Source organism: Myxococcus sp. XM-1-1-1, assembly GCF_020037095.1.
Taxonomy (GTDB): domain Bacteria; phylum Myxococcota; class Myxococcia; order Myxococcales; family Myxococcaceae; genus Myxococcus; species Myxococcus fulvus.
This window is the reverse complement of the sequence record NZ_JAIQDH010000013.1, coordinates 85,270-102,145: the sequence shown is the minus strand read 5'-3', so window position 1 is coordinate 102,145 and position 16,876 is coordinate 85,270. Positions and strand designations below refer to the sequence as shown.

The following is a 16,876-nucleotide window of genomic DNA, read 5'->3' as shown; positions in this document are numbered from 1 at the left end:
GCGCCTTGAAGGGCGAGGCTGTGCTGAAGCGTCGGCGCGCGGCAACTTCGTTCGCAGACGGCCAACCCCTCGACACCACTCCCTGTCATCCCGGGGCGCGGCGTTGTGGGTCGCGCTTCCGGCCGAGTCTCTGTGAGGAGTTGCACCCCCATGACAAGCACCGTTTCACGCAAGGACGCTCCGTCCCGGAGCGTCACCGGCGTGGTCGCCAGGGCCCTGGGGCTCCTGTCGGTCCTCGCCGCCACGTCCGCTCACGCCAGTGAGGCGGACCTGGTCCTCCCCGACTTCGCCACCAAGACGTTCCTGGGCGGCGGACTCAATGGCCATCAACTGCTGTTGTCCGGCATCGCGGTGAGCGTGCTGGGGCTCGTCTTCGGCTTCCTCCAGTACGCCAGCCTCAAGAAGCTGCCCGTGCACCGGGCCATGCTCGAGATTTCCGAGCTCATCTACGAGACGTGCAAGACGTACCTGATGACGCAGCTGAAGTTCATCGGCGTGCTGTGGGCGCTCATCGCGGTGGTGATGGTGGGCTACTTCGGCTTCTTGCGTCACATGGACGCGGGCCGGGTGGGCATCATCCTCGTCGCGAGCCTCGTGGGCATCGCCGGCTCGTGCGGCGTCGCCTGGTTCGGCATCCGCGTCAACACGTTCGCCAACAGCCGCACCGCCTTCGCGAGCTTGCGCGGCAAGCCCTACCCCACCTACGCCATCCCCCTGCAGGCGGGCATGTCCATCGGCATGGTGCTCATCAGCACGGAGCTGTTGCTGATGCTGGCCATCCTGCTGTTCATCCCGGCGGACTTCGCGGGCCCGTGCTTCATCGGCTTCGCCATCGGCGAGTCGCTGGGCGCGTCCGCGCTGCGCATCGCGGGCGGCATCTTCACCAAGATTGCCGACATCGGCTCGGACCTGATGAAGATCGTCTTCCGCATCAAGGAGGACGACGCTCGCAACCCGGGCGTCATCGCGGACTGCACGGGTGACAACGCGGGTGACAGCGTGGGCCCGTCCGCGGACGGCTTCGAGACCTACGGCGTGACGGGCGTGGCGCTCATCACCTTCATCCTGCTGGCGGTGGGCGAGGGCTTCCGGGTGGAACTGCTCGTCTGGATCTTCATGATGCGCATCGTGATGGTGCTCGCGTCGCTGGCCGCCTACGCGCTCAACAACGTGTACCAGTCCGCCAAGTACAAGAACGCGGACCACATGAACTTCGAGCACCCCCTCACCGCGCTGGTGTGGGTGACGTCCATCATCTCCGTGGCGCTGACGTTCCTGGTCAGCTACCTGCTCATCCCCAACCTCAACGGCGACCCGTCGCTGTGGTGGAAGCTGTCCGCCATCATCACCTGCGGCACGCTGGCGGGCGCCATCATCCCGGAGGTCATCAAGGTCTTCACCTCCACGGAGAGCCGCCACGTGCGCGAGGTGGTGACGGCGAGCCGCGAGGGCGGCGCGTCGCTCAACGTCATCTCGGGCCTGGTCGCTGGCAACTTCTCCGCGTACTGGATGGGGCTCGTCATCGCCATGCTGATGGGCCTGGCGTTCTGGTTCAGCGGCTCGGGCGTCGCGGGCGAGGGCGTGGGCCAGCTCATGATTGCCGCGCCGGTGTTCGCCTTCGGCCTGGTGGCCTTCGGCTTTTTGGGCATGGGCCCGGTCACCATCGCCGTGGACTCGTACGGCCCGGTGACGGACAACGCGCAGAGCGTCTACGAGCTGTCGCTCATCGAGAACGTCCCCGACGTGAAGGACGAGGTGAAGCGCGACTTCGGCTTCACGCCGGACTTCGAGAAGGGCAAGGAGTACCTCGAGGAGAACGACGGCGCGGGCAACACCTTCAAGGCCACCGCGAAGCCGGTGCTCATCGGCACGGCCGTGGTGGGCGCCACCACGATGATCTTCTCCATCATCGTGCTGCTCGTCGGCATCAAGAACGGCGTGCTCGACCCGGAGAAGGCCCAGTACCTGTCCCTGCTGCACGCCCCGTTCCTGTTGGGCCTCATCACCGGCGGCGCCGTCATCTACTGGTTCTCCGGCGCCTCCATGCAGGCGGTGTCCACGGGCGCCTACCGCGCGGTGGAGTTCATCAAGGCCAACATCAAGCTGGAGGGCGTGGAGAAGGCCAGCGTGTCGGACTCCAAGAAGGTCGTCGAAATCTGCACGCAGTACGCGCAGAAGGGGATGATCAACATCTTCCTGGCGGTCTTCTTCAGCACGCTCGCGTTCGCCTGCCTGGAGCCGTACTTCTTCGTGGGCTACCTCATCTCCATCGCCATCTTCGGCCTGTACCAGGCCGTCTTCATGGCCAACGCGGGTGGCGCCTGGGACAACGCGAAGAAGCTGGTGGAGGTGGAGCTCAAGGCCAAGGGCACGGACCTCCACGCGGCCACCGTCGTCGGTGACACCGTGGGCGACCCGTTCAAGGACACGTCCTCCGTGGCGCTCAACCCGGTCATCAAGTTCACCACCCTCTTCGGCCTGCTCGCCGTGGAGCTGGCGGTGGAGCTGGAGGCCGCGGGCCAGGGCCAGCTCACCCGCATCCTGTCGGTGGTGTTCTTCGTGCTCTCGACGGTGTTCGTCTACCGCAGCTTCTACGGCATGCGCATCCAGAGCGTCGCCGGCGCCAGCGCGCCCGAGTCCAAGCCCCAGGCCGCGGTGAAGACGGCCTGAGCGCCGCCTTCCCTTCGTGATTCAACAGCGGCGGGGTGCCTGTCCCAGGGCTCCGCCGCTTCGCGTCTTCAGGCGCCGATGCCCTCGGGGTCCGTCAGGTGCTCGCCGCCCAGGTGCATGCCCGTCTGGCAGCGGTAGTCCGTCACCAGCGCCACCGCCAGCGACGACAGGCCCAGCAGCACGTGCGCCGCGGCGGTGAGGGGGTGCCTCTTCGCATAGCCCAGCGCGAAGGGCGCCAGCACCGCCGCCGCGCCGTGGACGTAGTCGAACAGCTCATGCACCTCGATGGGGATGAGCTTCGAGACGCTCAGCCGCGCGTCGGTGAGCAGCGTGATGCCAACCAGCGACGCGCCCAGGGCCCAGCCCGCTCGACGCGCTGTCCCATCCTCGGACAGGTGCCCGGCCACCACCGCGGCCACGCCGGCGCGGTAGTCCAGCAGCGTGTGGACCTCCGAGGGCACCCAGCGGCGCAGCGGGAAGCGCTCCAGGAGCGGCCGGGAGAGGATGCCCGCCCGGGCGCTGGTATCCACCAGGTGGCGCGCCACCCGGCGGGGGGCGCTCTCCGCCCGGGGGGTGATGGGAGGGGGAGGCAGGATGGACAGGCTCATCGCGGGGTCCTTTCCGGGGCGGTACCGAGGGCTCCTCCTGACGGTAGGCACGCCCACCGCCAGCGCCCCTCCCCGCATGCCCGCGGAAGTAGGAATCCCGGCCACCACTCCTCACCCCTCCCGCACGGCAAGCGGCCGAGGGGGCTTCCACTCAGCCGGCCGCCCCAGGCAGACTATGTCCGACTTACGGCCTCTACATTCTCAGAGGCCGATAACCGCGGCGCGCCGCACCACCCGAGAGAACGCGATTCATGGCAACTGGTACCGTGAAGTGGTTCAACGATGCGAAGGGCTTTGGTTTCATCGTGCAGGACGGTGGCGGTGAGGACGTGTTCGTCCACCACACGGCCATCAACATGGATGGCTTCCGGACGCTGCAGGAAGGCCAGAAGGTGGAGTTCGAGGTCGGCCGCGGCCCCAAGGGCCTCCAGGCGCAGAACGTTCGCGCCGGCTGAGCCTTCTTCCCAGTCCGGACGTCCCTGAAGCCCGTCTCCGCGTCGCGCGGGGTCGGGCTTCTTCCTTTCCGACGGGGGGCGGGCTTTGCGAGGCTGGGCCGCCCATGCGCCTGCCCCGCTTCCCCCGAGTCATCGGCTTCGACGATGGGCCCTTTCCCCGCCGCGCGGGAGTCTCCGTGCCCCTGGCGGGCGTGGTCTGCGCGGGCACGCGCTTCGAGGGGCTCGTCTGGGGGCGCGTGCGCAGGGACGGCTGGAACGGCACGCGCGAGGTGTGCCGGCTGCTGGAGGGCGGCAAGTTCCTGCCGCAAGTGCATCTGGTGTTGCTCGATGGCATCGCGTTCGGCGGCTTCAACGTGGTGGACCTGCCCGCGCTCGCGGCGCGCCTGGGCAAGCCGTGCGTGACGGTGATGCGCAGGCCGCCGGACCTGGACGCGGTGGAGCGCGCGCTGAGGCGGCTGCCGCGCGCGGACGAGCGCTGGGCCACGCTCTGCCGTGCGGGGCCCATCCATCAGCTTGCGGGCTTCACCTTCCAGGTGCAGGGCGCCGGGCCCGACGACGTGGCGGAGGCGCTCCGGCGCGTGACGGACAGGGGCCACGTGCCGGAGGCGCTGCGGCTGGCGCACCTCATCGGCTCGGCGGTCGTCACCGGAGAGAGCAGTCAGCGCGCCTGAGTCGGATGTGACTCGACTTCACGTTGGGCGCGGAGGATTGCGCTGGCGTGAGATGGGGATGCGCGCTGGTGGCAATGTTCCATCGTCCCGGGTCTGTTGCGACACAATTCCTTTCGACTATTCCAGGGCGGACAGACTGTCCGGGGGTGGTTTCGGAGTGGCCCGGATGTTTGTTATTGTTTGTCCTCCCCAGGAGGGAGGGCTCCATGTTCGAGGTCTCCAACGATACGAACCGCCGCACCGTCACGGTGCGGTTGAAGGGCTTTGTCCGACCCAATGAGATGAAGGACTTCGCCGCGGCCTACCGGACCGCGACGGATACGTATGCGAAAGGCCGGCACCTGGTGCTGGCGGATATGCGGGGCTTGAAGGCGCTGGAGCCGGAGTCGGCGGCCATCTTCGGCGAGGTCGTCCAGTACGGGCGCGAGCGGGGCTGCCTGGTGTGCGTGCATGTGTCGGACTCGGTCATCGCCCGGCTCCAGACGGCGCGCGTGGCCTCCGAGACGGTGACGGAGAACGGCGACATCACCGTGAATTGTGTGTCCATCGAGGAAGCGGACAAGCAGCTCGCCAAGGCCCGTACCCAGCACTTCCTGGTCAACGAGCCCGCGGTCGCCCACGCCCGCTGACGACGGTCTCCTCTCCCCGCACGGGCCCCCTCCTCGACGTCACTGTCGCGCCCGCACGGGGATTTCTCACCCTGGCAATCCCTGTCTCGAGGACGCCGGCTCACCCCGGCCTGGCGGTGCCATGTCTCGAGACACGGCCGCGGAGGTGACGCGGCGGGAGCGGGCATGGCCCCGTGGGCCCATCGTCTGCCCGCGTGGGATTGCCGGGGGTCAGCGGCGTGAGCGCGCGTGCTCCAGGTAGGCACGGACCAGGGGCGAGACGGGCAGGCGCAGGGCGGTGTCCAGGTCGATGAACGCCGCCCAGGTGACCTCGCGGTCATCGATGGTGAGCGTGGGCTCGTGGTCCACGTCGAGCTCGAGGAAGCGGACGTGGTCCTCCTTGTTCTCGGAGGTGCCCACGGTCTCGAAGACGGGGCGCAGGGAGGACACGTCCACGCGCAGGCCGACCTCCTCGTGCAGCTCGCGGGCGCCGGCCTGCTCGGGGGACTCGCCCCCGTCCATGCCTCCGCCGGGCATGCTGAGCGGGTGCTTGTAGGAGTTCTGGAGGAGCAGCACCCGGCCGGCGTGCCACACGCCGACGAAGACGCCCTCCGTCCTGGGGTGACGCACGAGCCAGTACAGCCGCGCCAGCGTGTACGCGCCCCGGTACCCCGTGCGCGCGAGCGCATCCACCCACCGCTTCACCGTGGCCTCCTTCCGGCGCAACCCGAGCCCCCGTCATAGCAGGACGCGGCAAGGGCCCCTACCGGGCGCGGACCTCGGGCGGCACCTGCGCGAGCCAGCCCACCTCCAGCACGCCCCACAGGCCCAACAGGATGGCCTCCGCGGCGTCGTGGCGCAGCGAGGTCGGCTTCGGGGCGCCGGACCACGCGATGACCCTGCGCGCCAGTCCGTCCGCCGCGTCCTTCGCCTGTCCGCCACTGCGCTGCTCACGGGCGTACAGGAGCCGCTCGCGCCAGTCCTCGGCGGAGACGCGCAGCACGGGCAGCGCGCGCCGTGCGGACTCGCGCTCCCAGACGTCCGCCACGGGCCCGCCGCCCTCGAGGACGAGCCAGGCCAGCTCGCCCGAGCCCGCGAGGACCGAGGGCACCGCGCGCTTCAGCCGCGACTGGCTGCCGAAGTTCTGCGAGCGGTACGTCCGCAGCCGCCCATCCGGTCCGTACAGGGCGAGCCCCGAGCGCAGGCCCAGGTCCACGGCGAGCAGGCCCGGCAGGGAGGGCTCAGGAGACTCCATTGCGCCACGTGCAGCGGTAGGTGACGTCGGCGGAGGTGAAGCCCGCCACGGTGACGAGCGGCTGCACGGCGCCGGTGGCGCGCAGGCCCGCGCGCAGGGCGCCCTGGGTGAAGTAGCGGATGGGGCCGGCCTCGTTCATCCAGAGGTCCACCTCGTTGGAGGAGACATCCTCGATGCGGGCCTCGGTGTAGTTGTTGCCGGAGCGGAACATCTGCTGGGCGCGGCCCACGCCGCGTCGAGGGCCCAGAAGCTGGATGACGCTGAAGAGGGCGCGCCCCATCGCCGTCTCGCGGTAGCCGTCCACCATGCGCTCACCCAGCAGGGCATAGCCCTCCTCGGGGGGCACGTCGGGGTGCAGCTCCTGGGCGGCGACGCGGACGGCGGAGCACCAGATGTCGAAGTCGTAGGCGGGCCGGAGCTTCTTCTTCAGGTCCAGGCCGACCTCGTGCAGGCGGTCTCGCAGGACGGGCGTGACGCGCCCCGCGAGTCCCCTCACGAAGAGCCCTTCGAAGGTGTGCTCGAAGACGAGCTTCTCCGGCATGTTCACCAGTGTACTCTGGACCCATCTGTCGTTGCAGCGGGGAACGAAAACACCATGGGTCTCCAACGAGAGCTGGCCGTGATGGCCATGAACGCGACGCCGCTTCCGGGCAAGACGAACTTCCTGGAGGAGCTGGGGTGGGTGACACCGGTGCCGGCGGTCCGGGGCTCCATCGGGGCGGTGGCGCACGAGCCGTTCCTCGCGTTCGAGAACAAGCGGCTGTTCGACTTGCTGGTGGCCTTCACCATCGCGGACTTCCCGGACGACGTGGGGTGCTCGGACTACTTCAATCCGCACAGCCCCTGGTACAACGTGTTCTACGGCGCCTATGGCGTGCGCTCGTACAAACGGGACGGCAACCCCTGGGGTTTCCGGAGCGATGGACGGGTGGACGTGGAGGAGATGCTGGAGATTCCGCGGCTGGACTACAACTTCCTGACGGCGGGGGAGCTGGGGTGCCCTGCGTCGCGGATGTGTTTCGAGCCGCTGGAGGTGACGACGGGGCGGCAGGGCGCGTGGCACAGCGCGGACGTGGCCTGTCTCATCCCCAGCGGGTTGCATCGCACCGAGGACGCGCAGGCGCCGGACCTGAGCTACTACGCGGTGTTCGGCGTGCCGGAGGAGGACTACCTCGCCGGTGGCCGGGAGAGCTATGAGCCGGTGAGGATGCGAGGGCGCATGTACTTCCGCCCCGTCTCCGAGCGCCTCACGCTGGTCTGGGGAGGACTGTGTCCGGACACGCCGGACGGACAGGCGCTCATGCGCGCCATCCTCGACACGATGACGCCCGTGTACACGGGCGGGTGAGCCACTCCGGAGACAGGGCCCGAGCCAACCGCCTCGGGCCCCGTGTTTCACACAGACGGTGTCACGCGGCCTGACTGGGCCCGGACGCCACTGGCTTCACGGCGGGCCCGGCCGCGGGCGTCTTCTTGCGACCGAAGCGCCCCACCCGCTCCATCGCCGCGAACACCACCGGCACCACCAGCAGCGTCAGGAACGTGGACGTGATGACGCCGCCAATCACCGAGATGGCCATGGGTGCCCGGAACTCCGAGCCCGTCCCCGTGCCCACCGCCGTCGGCACCATGGCAATCGCCATCGCCGCGCTCGTCATCAGGATCGGACGCAACCGACGAGGCCCCGCCTTCATCAGCGCCTCGTCCACCGAGTCACCCTCGCGCAGGTGCTGCAACGCTCCGTCGATGAGCAGAATCGCGTTCTTCGTCACCAATCCCATCAACAGGATGATGCCAATCATCGCGCCCATCGACAGGTGGTAGCCCGTCAGCACCAATCCCAACAACGCGCCCACCAGCGCCAGCGGCAAGGACGCCATGATGGTGAACGGGTGCTTGAAGGACTCGAACTGGCTCGCCAGCACCATGTAGATGAACACGAACGCCAGCATGAAGGCCGTGCCGAACGCCTCGTTCTGCTCATCCATGCTCTTCATCTGGCCGTCGTAGACAATCGTGTACCCCGGCGGCAGCGGCGCCAGCGCCACCTGCTCCTTCAGCTTCGCCGCGATGTTGCCCAGCGCCGCGCCCTTGCCCAGCTGTGAGAACACGGCAATCTGCCGCTCGCGGTTCTCGTGCTCGATGACGCTCGGCCCATCCCGCAGCTCCACGCTCGCCACGTCCGTCACCGGCCTCAGGCCCCGGGGCGTGAACACCTCCAGCTGCCGCACCCGCTCCGGCGTGCTCCGGTCCTTCTCCGCCAGCCGCACCCGGATGTCCGTCTCCGTCGTGCCCTCGCGCAGCTTCGCCACCACGTCGCCGCCAATCGCCAGCCGCAGCTGCGTCGCCAGCCCCGCCGCGTTGACGTCCGCGTCGCTCGCCCGCGCCCGGTCGATGTGCACCTGGAGCTCCGGCTTGGGCGGATTCGCCTCCACCCGCACGTCCGCCGTCCCCTCCAGCTTGCGCAGGATGTCGGCGATTCGCTCCGCCTCCACCTGCACCCGCGCCAGGTCCGGCCCCGTCACCCGCACCATGATGGGATAGAAGTCCCCCCCCATGCCCTCGAGGATGGGCGGGTCGCTCAGGTTCACCCGCGTGGCCACCAGCCCCGCGAGCAGCTCGCGCGCCTCCTCCTTCAACTGCGGGATGCCCTTGGTGCGCTCGCCCTTGCCCACCGTCAGCACGCGCAGCCGAGCCTTGTTCACGTCGCCGTTGGTGCCCACCACCGAGTAGACCGCCGTCACCTCCGGCAGCTTGCGCAGCAGCTCCTCCGCCTCCCCCGTGCGCGACTCCGTCTCCGCGATGCTCGCCGAGTCCGGCAGCTGCAAATCCACCATGAACTGCGAGCGGTCCTCCGCCGACAGGAACTCCAACCCCAGCCGGCTCGACGCGCCGAACGACACCACCAGCACCACCACGGTGATGCCCGTCGTCAGCCACTTGTGCGCGAGCACCCAGCGCAGGATGCGCTCGTACACGCGCTCCGTGCCGTCCAGGAAGGCGCGCAGCCACGCCGCCACCGCGTTGTCCTTGTGCACCTCGCCCGGCCTGCGCTGCTTGGCGAGCCGCGCCGACAGCATCGGGTCCAGCGTGAAGGAGATGAACAGCGAGATGAGCACGGCGACCGAAATCGTGATGCCGAACTGCTTGAAGAACTGACCGACGATGCCCGGCATGAACGCCACCGGCACGAACACCGCCACCAGCGACAGCGTCGTCGCCAGCACCGCGAGGCCGACGTCGCGCGTGCCGTTCGCCGCCGCGCTCATCGGGTCCTCGCCCTTCTCCAGCCGGTGGGTGATCGCCTCGCGCACCACCACCGCGTCGTCGATGAGCAGACCGATGGCCAGCGACAACCCCAGGAGCGTCATCTGGTTGAGCGTGTAGTCCAAGAGGTACATCGCGAAGAACGTCCCCAGCACCGACGTGGGCAGCGCCAGCGCGGAGATGAACGTGCCGCGACCATCCAGCAGGAACAGCAGGATGATGAGCACCGCCATCGCGCCGCCGAAGATGAGCGCCACCCACACCTCGTGCGCGTTCTCCTTGATGAGGTCCGACTGGTCGATGAGCAGCCGCGCCGTGAAGCCCTGCCCCACCTCCGGCCCCATGTCCTTGAGCACGCGCTTGACGTTGTCGCTCACCGCCATGGTGTTGGAGCCCGGCTGCTTCACCACGTCCAGGATGACGGCGTCCTGCCCGTTGAGCCGCGCCACCGTGCGCCGCTCCGCCACCCCGTCCGTCACCGTCGCAATCTCCTCCAGCCGCACCTGCGCGCCCGTGCGGCTGCGCGCCACCGGCAACCGGCGGATCTCCTCCACGTCCTTGAACTGCCCCAGCGAGCGCACCGTCAGCTCGCTCGAGCCCAGCTGCAGCCGGCCCGCCGGCAGGTCCAGGTTCTCCGCTCCCACCCGCTGCGCGATCTCCAGCGGGGACACGCCCGCCGAGCGCGCCTTGTCCAGGTCCAGGTCGATTTGAATCTCGCGCGTGTCGCCGCCCGTGATTCGCACCTCCGCCACGCCCTCCAGCTGCGCGAGCGCGGGCTTGATGCGGTCATCGATGAGCCGGCGCAAATCTTGGGAGCGCAGGTCCGCGGACACCGCGTACGTGAGGATGGGCGTGGCAGACAGGTCCACCCGGCCCACCACCGGCGCGTCCGCCGTCTGCGGCAGCTTGTTGGCGATGCCCGCCACCTTGTCGCGCACCTCCTGCACCGCGCGGTCGATGTTGGTGGACAGCTTGAACTGCACCACCACCGTGCTCAGGTTCTCGCGGCTCCAGGAGTGGATCTTGTCCACGCCGCTGATGCCCGCGACGGCATCCTCGATGGGCTTGACGACCTGGGTCTCGATTTCGCCCGGACCCGCGCCCTTGTAGACGGTGCTGACGACCACGACGGGGAAGGCCACGTCCGGATACAGGTCCGTGCCCAGCCGCCCCAGGCCCATCAGGCCGAGGACGACGAGGCACAGCGACAGCATCGTGGTGAAGACGGGCCGACGGATGGAGACGTCGCTCAGGAGCATGGCGGCGTCCCTCTACTTCACGGTGACGCGCGAGCCCTGCGACAGGCTCGGCGTGGGGTGGTCGATGACCGACTCGAACTCGGAGCGCGCCAGCACCACCACCTCGCGCTCGCGCCGCTCCAGCACCTGCACGTCCACCCGCTTCACCTCGCCGCCCGAGCCGACGATGAGCACGTGGTCCCCGTTCGCCGAGGACAGCGCCGAGCCCGGCACCACCCGCGCGTCCTGGTCATCCCCCAGCTGGAGCACCGCGCGCGCCAGCGTGTGCGCCACGAAGCGGCCGTCCGCGTTGGGCACCGCCAGCTCCACCGGCACCCGACGCGTGGCCGGGTCCGCGGAGGGCAGGATGGTGCGCACCACCGCGTCCTCGGTGAAGGCGCCGCCGGCGATGGCCTCCACCCGCACCTTCTGCCCGGGCTTGAGCCGGGCGCGCAGCGACTCCGCCACCGTCGTCTTGAGCAGGAGCGTGTCCAGCCGCTCCAGGTTGAACAGCGGCGTGCCCGGCCCCACCGTGGCGCCCGTCTGCTCCGGCGCGTCGATGAGCGTCCCCTCGAAGGGCGCCTTCAAGTCGTGCCGACGCCGGGCCGCCCGCGCCTGCGCCAGCTGCGCCTTGGCCGCGAGCAGCTGCGCCTGGGCCTGCGCCGCCTGCGCCGCGGTGGAGCGGTTCTGCAAATCACTCACCCCGCCCTCCTTCTGCAGCGTCTGGTTGCGCGCGGCCACGTCCGCCGCCATGTCCGCCCCCGCCTGCGCCGCCGCCACCGCGGCCTCCGCCTGCGCCACCTGCGCGTCGGAGATCTCCACGTCCAGCTGCCCCAGCACGTCCCCCTTCTTCACCACCGTCCCCTTGCCCACCTTCACCGCGGCCAGCCGCCCGCCCACCTCGAAGCCCACCTGGAGCATCTGCGCGGGGAACAGCGTGCCCGTCACCTCCTCGCGCGGCGCGGCCTTCACCGTGCGCGCGGACACCAGCTTCACGGACGGCGGCGCGGCCTCCGTCTTGGCTCCGGCGGCGGGCGTGGAGGACGCATCCGCGCGGGAGCAGGCGGACACGGACAGCGTCGCGGCGACGAGCCCCGCCATGGCGAGCGCCCTGGGGGCGCGGGGGTTGCTGGGGAGGTTCACGGACGTTTCCTCGGGGTGTGACGGGTCTTCGCGCGGGCGGGTGCCCGTCGCGTGGAAGTCTTGGGCCGCTGCGCGCGTACGGAGGGCCGGGCGACAGCGGAGGGCTCGAAGCGCGGCACCGTGCCGCCTTCACACAGGCGCTGGAGCGTGTGCGCCCAGGCCGTCAGGTCCGGCTTCTGCTGCAGGTGGACCATGCGCTGCGCGAGCAGCACGTACGCGCCGACGATGAACGAGGCGAACAGGCGCGCATCCATCTCCGAGTCCGCCGCCCCCGCCTCCTGCATCCGCCGGAAGTCGCGCGCCACGCGCTCCACCTGCGCGTCCGTCATGCGCCACAAGAGCGACTCGAAGGGCGTGCCCTGGCTGCCGCTGACGAGCACCGCGACGATGTCCCGGTGGGACCACATCAGCTCCAGCGACTCCAAATCGAAGTCGATTTCGGTCTGGAAGAAGCGCTGGTAGCGTTCGATGAAATCCCGCCTGTCCCGGGGGCCGGGCAGCCCCTGCTCGCGGAAGTGGCGCTCCACCGCCTCCATCCGCCGCGTGTTCAGCGAGTTGAGCCGCGTCTCGAGCGAGGTCAGCACCTCGGCGAACAGCGCCTCCTTCGACTCGAAGTGCAGATAGAAGGCGCCCTTGGAGAGCCCGCACGCGGCGGTGATGTCCTCGATGCGCGCCCCGCGCAGCCCCTTGCGGGCGAACTCCGCCCGGGCGGCGGTCATCAGGGCTTCCCTGGCGTGGGGGTCCGCGGGTCTCGGCATGACGGACCCGTTATTAACCCGCCGGTCAGTAATGACGCAATGTGAGTGAACGGCGGGTCAGAAACCCCACCGTCATTCCACCCCGGAGGCCGGGCTCAGGGCTGGGGAGTACCCGCTCCCACACGCGCCAGGGCGGTGCACAGCGGACACGCGGAGGGGCCGTGGGGCACGTCGCGGCGGTGCAGGTCCAGCACGGCGCGGGAGATTTCCGCCAGCTCGCGGCGCACCTCACGCCGGGCGCCCTTCACGCGGGCGATGCTCATGTCGTCGTACTGGGTCGTCTGGTGGCGCATCCAGGCGATGACGGCGGCCTCGGCGCGGCGCTCCACGGGGATGCGCTCCGTCCGGGCCACGGTGCCGCTGCCCACGGGGGTGGCGTGCGCGGAGACGAGCACGGCCAGCTTCTTGGCGTGGGCCAGCCACGCGGGGGAGAAGGCGAGGAAGCGCAGGACGCTGTTGGCGAAGTCGACCTCGTACTGCTCCTGCTCACGGGCGCGCCGGTCGCGGCCGGCGGCCAGCTTCCTGGCGTAGGCGGGGGTGGCGCGCTCGGCGTCCAGCGCGGCCTTGGCCTGGAGGATGTGCGGCTCGGGGGCCCACACGCCTCGGGAGAAGAGCTTGCGGCCCACCTTCTCCACCACCGTCCAGGTGGGGCCCGCGGCCTTCACGCGGCGGGTGAGCCCGGCGTCACCGGGGGGCAGCAGGACCCAGCCCTCCGGCACGGAGAGCACGCGGCCATCCGGGGCACGCACGCGGCGGGGGTCCGAGGTGGGGGCGAACGTCAGGGATTCGGGCATGGCGGTGTCTGGGGGGCGGCTCACATAGCACGGGCGGGTCCAAAGCCTGCTAAATGGCGCCTCGCGCCCTGGCGGTCCGGGCGCGGGAGACACTCTTCGCGTGGGAAGTGCCGGCATGTCCCTCCTCAGGCTCACCTTCCTCGGCACCTCCGCCGCCCAACCCACCCTGCACCGCAACCTGTCGGGCCTCGCGGTGAAGGCGGACACGGACCTGCTGCTGTTCGACTGCGGCGAGGGCAGCCAGCGGCAGATGGTGCGCTTCGGCACCGGCTTCACGGTGGACGCGGTCTTCTTCACGCACTTCCACGCCGACCACTACCTGGGAATCATCGGCTTCCTGCGCACGCTGGGGATGATGGGGCGCGAGCACGCCATCCACCTGTACGGCCCGCCCCCGGCCCGGCGCCTGCTGCACCAGGCGGTGCACCTGGGCGTGGAGGCCATGTCCTTCCCCGTCGAAATCCACGAGGTGAAGGACGGCGACGTGGTGCGGCGCAACGGGTACGCGCTGCACGCCATCGGCGTGGACCACCGCATCAACGCGCTGGCGTACGCGCTGGTGGAGGACGAGCGGCCGGGGCGCTTCAACCTGGAGAAGGCGCGCGAGCTGGGCGTGCCGTCGGGGCCCCACTTCGGCAAGCTGCAGAAGGGCGAGAGCGTCACGCTGGAGGACGGGCGCGTGGTGAAGCCCGAGGACGTGCTGGGCGCGCCTCGGCCGGGGCGCAAGCTGGTCATCTCCGGGGACACGCGGCCGTGCGCCGCGGTGGTGAAGGCGGCCCAGGACGCGGACCTGCTCATCCACGAGTCCACCTTCTCCGACGACGAGCAGGCGCGGGCGCTGGAGACGCATCACTCCACGGCGCGCGAGGCGGCGCGGGTGGCCCGCGAGGCGGGAGCACGCCGGCTGGTGCTCACCCACCTGTCCAGTCGCCACGACACGGACCCCGCGAAGCTGCTCGCGCAGGCGCGCGAGGAGTACAAGGGGCCCTGTGAGGTGGCGTACGACGGCTTCACCCTGGAGCTGCCGCTGCGCGACTGACGCGCGGCGGCTCCTCGGGGACGCTCGGCTTCGTTACTGGATCTTCTCCGCCTCGGCGCGCAGGGCGGTGGCCGACTCCGCGTCCACCTTCTGCAAGAGCTCCCACTCCATCTCCGGGTCGCGGTTGAAGGTGGTGCCGTCGGCGCGGGGGGCCGGGTCGTTGAACTCCGACTGCTGGCGGCCGCCGCTCTGGGCGCCGCGGGACTCGGTGGACAGCTGCTTGTAGTACTCGATGGCGCACTGGCCGGGGCCGCGCTCGACGGCCTTCACCAGGTAGCGCACCTGGGTGGTGCCCAGCGACGAGGGGGCGCCGTGCATGAGCCACTCGGTGGACGCCTCGAAGCCGTCCTTGCCCGCGCGCATGGAGTAGCCCTTCTCCTTGAGGAGGGCGATGGCCTGCGGCCAGACCTCGGCGGCGGGCTTGCGGTAGACGTGGGTGCGCGCCTTGTCGTTGAGGAAGGCCTCGCGGCGGCGGCCGGCGCAGCCGGTGGCGGAGGTCAGACAGAGGGCGGCGACGACGAGCAACGACAACGCCCCGAGGCGGGACTGGGACGGGTTCATGCGCTTGACTCCAGGGAATGTGAGACGGCCGGAACATCCCTCACCCCCGCCCCGCCGCCAAGTCCCCGGGGGGAAGGTTGCCGGGGACAACCATCTCCTCCGTGTCTGTCTACGCTCGGCGTATGGGCTGGGGCGGGTGTGTGCCCACGTGTTCGAGGATCTGCGCGGAAACCAGGGCGGGCGCCTCCAGGGGAGCGAAGTGGCCCACGCCTGGGAGGAAGCGCACCTGGGGAGGCAGCTCGAACCAGGGCTCCAGGTCGTGGGTGAGCTCGCGGCCCAGGGCGCGGTCCTCCTCGGCCCAGACCAGGCGGAAGGGGGCGCGGATGCGGGGGTAGCCCTGGAGGAGGCGGCGGGCGCCGTTGGGGGTGAGGAGGTCGCGGAAGGACTGGCGGTAGTAATCCACGGCGGCGCGGGCGGCGTCCGGGTGGGAGAGGTTCTGGGCGTAGGGGGCGAGGCGCGCGTCGCTGACCTGGGAGTTGCGGGACATGCCCCGGCGAATGAGACCCGGGACGCGGGCGCCGTTGTTCGCGGACAGGGCGCGCTCGGGGAGCCAGGGGAGCTGGAAGAAGAACATGTACCAGGAGCGGCGCAGCTGGGCGGGGCGCCAGATGCGGCGCAGCAGGACGGAGGGGTGGGGACAGTTGACGACGGTGAGGGTGGCGACGATGTCCGGGCGGGTGGCGGCCACGTGGTAGGCGATGCCGCCGCCCCAGTCGTGGCCCACGAGGTGGATGGGGCGGTCGGGCTGGAGGTGGCGGGCGAGCTGGTAGATGTCCTCGGCGAGCGTGTCGAGGTCGTAGCCCTTCCGGGGACGGTCCGTGCCGCCATAGCCGCGCAGGTCCGGGGCCACGGCGTGGTAGCCCGCCGCGCCGAGCACGGGCAGCACGTCACGCCAGCTCTCCGACAGCTCGGGGAAGCCGTGCAGCAGGAGGATGAGCGGGCCGTCCGCGGGCCCCGCCTCCAAGGCCTGCATGCGCAGCGAGGCCAGGGGAATGGACAGCGAGGCGAGCGCGGGGGTGTCGGTGTCCATGAGGACGCAAGCTAGCAGTCCGAGAGATGGGGCGGACTCATGCGGAAGGCCTTGCGTCCATGACTCATCAACGGGCGAAGAGTCCTGGACTCACTCATCCTGAGTGCAAGAACAACCGGCTCGGCAAGAGCCCGTATAGCATCCGTTGCATGACCATCCGGCCGCTCCTGTTGGCCTTGGGTGTATGCCTGACGTCCGCGTGCGGCTCCGCGACAGTAGGAGCTGTCGGCCCTCCCGCGTCCGCCAAATGGGAGGGGCCTCCGGTGACGACTCCGGATGGCGGCACCGTGCGCTATGCCATCTACTACGGCCCCTGGCTGTGCAATGCGCGCTGGATGGCCCAGTGTGAGCGACGATGCACAGCCGAAGGGCGCGTACTCCTCGGCTGCATCTGGCTCGCGGACCTCAAGGGCGACTGGTCCGGTCGGTGGGCGTATCTTCCCGCCGAGGCTGGCACCCGCTATGCGCTGACGCATTGCTGCTGCGACTACACCACCGTCAATCCGGAGAGCAGCCGTCAGCTCTGGGCCGCCGCGCGCGATGCGTATCGTGCCGCCTGGGCCACGGAGTTCGGTGAGTGGCCCGTCACCGCCTCCGGACACAACTGGCCAGGACATCACATCCGTGACCTTGCCCACGGAGGCCATCCCACGGACCCACGCAACGTCATGCCCGTGCCGGACAACGTCCACAAGACCATCACCAGCGCCTATCCTCAGTGCTACTCCCGCGGCGGTCGATGGTCCGCCATCGGGCCCGACCTTCCCTACAGCGACTGA

At 70.0% G+C, this 16,876-nt stretch carries 17 protein-coding genes; 7 read left to right on the top strand and 10 right to left on the bottom strand.

Annotated elements, in window-relative coordinates; all coding sequences use genetic code 11:
* Positions 1-150 precede the first annotated feature (150 nt).
* Positions 151-2,670 carry a sodium-translocating pyrophosphatase gene (locus tag K8640_RS24265; RefSeq protein WP_223749223.1) on the top strand — a complete coding sequence of 840 codons (2,520 nt, stop codon included), beginning with the start codon at positions 151-153 and terminating at the stop codon, positions 2,668-2,670.
* 68 nt (positions 2,671-2,738) lie between these two features.
* On the opposite strand, the gene K8640_RS24260 is transcribed toward K8640_RS24265, so the two are convergent.
* Positions 2,739-3,278 carry a hypothetical protein gene (locus K8640_RS24260; protein WP_223749222.1) on the bottom strand — a complete coding sequence of 180 codons (540 nt, stop codon included), beginning with the start codon at positions 3,276-3,278 and terminating at the stop codon, positions 2,739-2,741.
* A gap of 251 nt (positions 3,279-3,529) precedes the next feature.
* On the opposite strand from K8640_RS24260, the gene K8640_RS24255 reads away from it, so the two are divergent.
* From K8640_RS24255 to K8640_RS24245, 3 genes are all read left to right on the top strand, one after another.
* Positions 3,530-3,733, top strand: coding sequence for a cold-shock protein (locus K8640_RS24255; protein ID WP_046710823.1), 204 nt, complete (start codon positions 3,530-3,532; stop codon positions 3,731-3,733).
* Positions 3,734-3,837: 104 nt separating this feature from the next.
* On the top strand, positions 3,838-4,404 hold the full coding sequence (locus K8640_RS24250; protein ID WP_223749221.1) for a DUF99 family protein: 567 nt from the start codon (positions 3,838-3,840) through the stop codon (positions 4,402-4,404).
* A 206-nt stretch (positions 4,405-4,610) separates the two neighbouring features.
* Positions 4,611-5,033 (top strand): hypothetical protein, encoded by a 423-nt coding sequence (locus K8640_RS24245; RefSeq protein WP_141331705.1) that lies wholly within the window; start codon positions 4,611-4,613, stop codon positions 5,031-5,033.
* Positions 5,034-5,243: 210 nt separating this feature from the next.
* Here K8640_RS24245 and K8640_RS24240 read toward each other — a convergent pair whose 3' ends face one another.
* Genes K8640_RS24240 through K8640_RS24230 form a run of 3 tightly spaced genes read right to left on the bottom strand, consistent with a single transcriptional unit; the run spans position 5,244 to position 6,808 of the window.
* Positions 5,244-5,717 carry an NUDIX hydrolase gene (locus K8640_RS24240; RefSeq protein ID WP_223749220.1) on the bottom strand — a complete coding sequence of 158 codons (474 nt, stop codon included), beginning with the start codon at positions 5,715-5,717 and terminating at the stop codon, positions 5,244-5,246.
* Positions 5,718-5,775: 58 nt separating this feature from the next.
* Positions 5,776-6,267 (bottom strand): hypothetical protein, encoded by a 492-nt coding sequence (locus tag K8640_RS24235; protein ID WP_223749219.1) that lies wholly within the window; start codon positions 6,265-6,267, stop codon positions 5,776-5,778.
* Complete coding sequence (locus K8640_RS24230; protein ID WP_223749218.1) at positions 6,254-6,808, bottom strand: DUF2378 family protein; 555 nt, start codon at positions 6,806-6,808, stop codon at positions 6,254-6,256. The genes K8640_RS24235 and K8640_RS24230 overlap by 14 nt, the downstream gene beginning before the upstream one ends.
* Before the next feature lie 54 nt (positions 6,809-6,862).
* On the opposite strand from K8640_RS24230, the gene K8640_RS24225 reads away from it, so the two are divergent.
* Positions 6,863-7,615 (top strand): hypothetical protein, encoded by a 753-nt coding sequence (locus K8640_RS24225; protein ID WP_223749217.1) that lies wholly within the window; start codon positions 6,863-6,865, stop codon positions 7,613-7,615.
* Between the two features lie 61 nt (positions 7,616-7,676).
* Here the strand turns inward: K8640_RS24225 and K8640_RS24220 are convergent, their stop codons facing one another.
* The 4 genes from K8640_RS24220 to K8640_RS24205 form a co-directional block, all read right to left on the bottom strand.
* Positions 7,677-10,793, bottom strand: a complete 3,117-nt coding sequence (locus K8640_RS24220) for an efflux RND transporter permease subunit (RefSeq protein WP_223749216.1) — start codon at positions 10,791-10,793, stop codon at positions 7,677-7,679.
* A gap of 12 nt (positions 10,794-10,805) precedes the next feature.
* Positions 10,806-11,873, bottom strand: a complete 1,068-nt coding sequence (locus K8640_RS24215; RefSeq protein ID WP_223749344.1) for an efflux RND transporter periplasmic adaptor subunit — start codon at positions 11,871-11,873, stop codon at positions 10,806-10,808.
* Positions 11,874-11,911: 38 nt separating this feature from the next.
* Positions 11,912-12,634: a TetR/AcrR family transcriptional regulator gene (locus K8640_RS24210; RefSeq protein WP_223749215.1), complete on the bottom strand. Its 723-nt coding sequence runs from the start codon at positions 12,632-12,634 to the stop codon at positions 11,912-11,914.
* A 134-nt stretch (positions 12,635-12,768) separates the two neighbouring features.
* Positions 12,769-13,467 carry a DUF2293 domain-containing protein gene (locus K8640_RS24205; RefSeq protein WP_223749214.1) on the bottom strand — a complete coding sequence of 233 codons (699 nt, stop codon included), beginning with the start codon at positions 13,465-13,467 and terminating at the stop codon, positions 12,769-12,771.
* A gap of 115 nt (positions 13,468-13,582) precedes the next feature.
* Here K8640_RS24205 and rnz point away from each other — a divergent pair, with 115 nt between their 5' ends.
* Positions 13,583-14,506: a ribonuclease Z gene (gene rnz, locus K8640_RS24200; protein WP_223749213.1), complete on the top strand. Its 924-nt coding sequence runs from the start codon at positions 13,583-13,585 to the stop codon at positions 14,504-14,506.
* 33 nt (positions 14,507-14,539) lie between these two features.
* On the opposite strand, the gene K8640_RS24195 is transcribed toward rnz, so the two are convergent.
* The gene (locus K8640_RS24195) at positions 14,540-15,067 is read right to left on the bottom strand and encodes a hypothetical protein (protein WP_223749212.1); all 528 of its coding nucleotides are present in this window, start codon (positions 15,065-15,067) and stop codon (positions 14,540-14,542) included.
* A 109-nt stretch (positions 15,068-15,176) separates the two neighbouring features.
* The gene (locus K8640_RS24190) at positions 15,177-16,097 is read right to left on the bottom strand and encodes an alpha/beta fold hydrolase (RefSeq protein WP_305070676.1); all 921 of its coding nucleotides are present in this window, start codon (positions 16,095-16,097) and stop codon (positions 15,177-15,179) included.
* Between the two features lie 263 nt (positions 16,098-16,360).
* On the opposite strand from K8640_RS24190, the gene K8640_RS24185 reads away from it, so the two are divergent.
* Positions 16,361-16,876: a hypothetical protein gene (locus K8640_RS24185; RefSeq protein ID WP_223749211.1), complete on the top strand. Its 516-nt coding sequence runs from the start codon at positions 16,361-16,363 to the stop codon at positions 16,874-16,876.

Coding starts and splice junctions, on each gene's coding strand:
- K8640_RS24265 (WP_223749223.1), top strand. CDS start 151: ATGACAAGCACCGTTTCACGCAAGGACGCTCCGTCCCGGAGCGTCACC.
- K8640_RS24260 (WP_223749222.1), bottom strand. CDS start 3,278: ATGAGCCTGTCCATCCTGCCTCCCCCTCCCATCACCCCCCGGGCGGAG.
- K8640_RS24255 (WP_046710823.1), top strand. CDS start 3,530: ATGGCAACTGGTACCGTGAAGTGGTTCAACGATGCGAAGGGCTTTGGT.
- K8640_RS24250 (WP_223749221.1), top strand. CDS start 3,838: ATGCGCCTGCCCCGCTTCCCCCGAGTCATCGGCTTCGACGATGGGCCC.
- K8640_RS24245 (WP_141331705.1), top strand. CDS start 4,611: ATGTTCGAGGTCTCCAACGATACGAACCGCCGCACCGTCACGGTGCGG.
- K8640_RS24235 (WP_223749219.1), bottom strand. CDS start 6,267: ATGGAGTCTCCTGAGCCCTCCCTGCCGGGCCTGCTCGCCGTGGACCTG.
- K8640_RS24230 (WP_223749218.1), bottom strand. CDS start 6,808: ATGCCGGAGAAGCTCGTCTTCGAGCACACCTTCGAAGGGCTCTTCGTG.
- K8640_RS24225 (WP_223749217.1), top strand. CDS start 6,863: ATGGGTCTCCAACGAGAGCTGGCCGTGATGGCCATGAACGCGACGCCG.
- K8640_RS24220 (WP_223749216.1), bottom strand. CDS start 10,793: ATGCTCCTGAGCGACGTCTCCATCCGTCGGCCCGTCTTCACCACGATG.
- K8640_RS24215 (WP_223749344.1), bottom strand. CDS start 11,873: ATGGCGGGGCTCGTCGCCGCGACGCTGTCCGTGTCCGCCTGCTCCCGC.
- K8640_RS24210 (WP_223749215.1), bottom strand. CDS start 12,634: ATGACCGCCGCCCGGGCGGAGTTCGCCCGCAAGGGGCTGCGCGGGGCG.
- K8640_RS24205 (WP_223749214.1), bottom strand. CDS start 13,467: ATGCCCGAATCCCTGACGTTCGCCCCCACCTCGGACCCCCGCCGCGTG.
- rnz (WP_223749213.1), top strand. CDS start 13,583: ATGTCCCTCCTCAGGCTCACCTTCCTCGGCACCTCCGCCGCCCAACCC.
- K8640_RS24195 (WP_223749212.1), bottom strand. CDS start 15,067: ATGAACCCGTCCCAGTCCCGCCTCGGGGCGTTGTCGTTGCTCGTCGTC.
- K8640_RS24190 (WP_305070676.1), bottom strand. CDS start 16,097: ATGGACACCGACACCCCCGCGCTCGCCTCGCTGTCCATTCCCCTGGCC.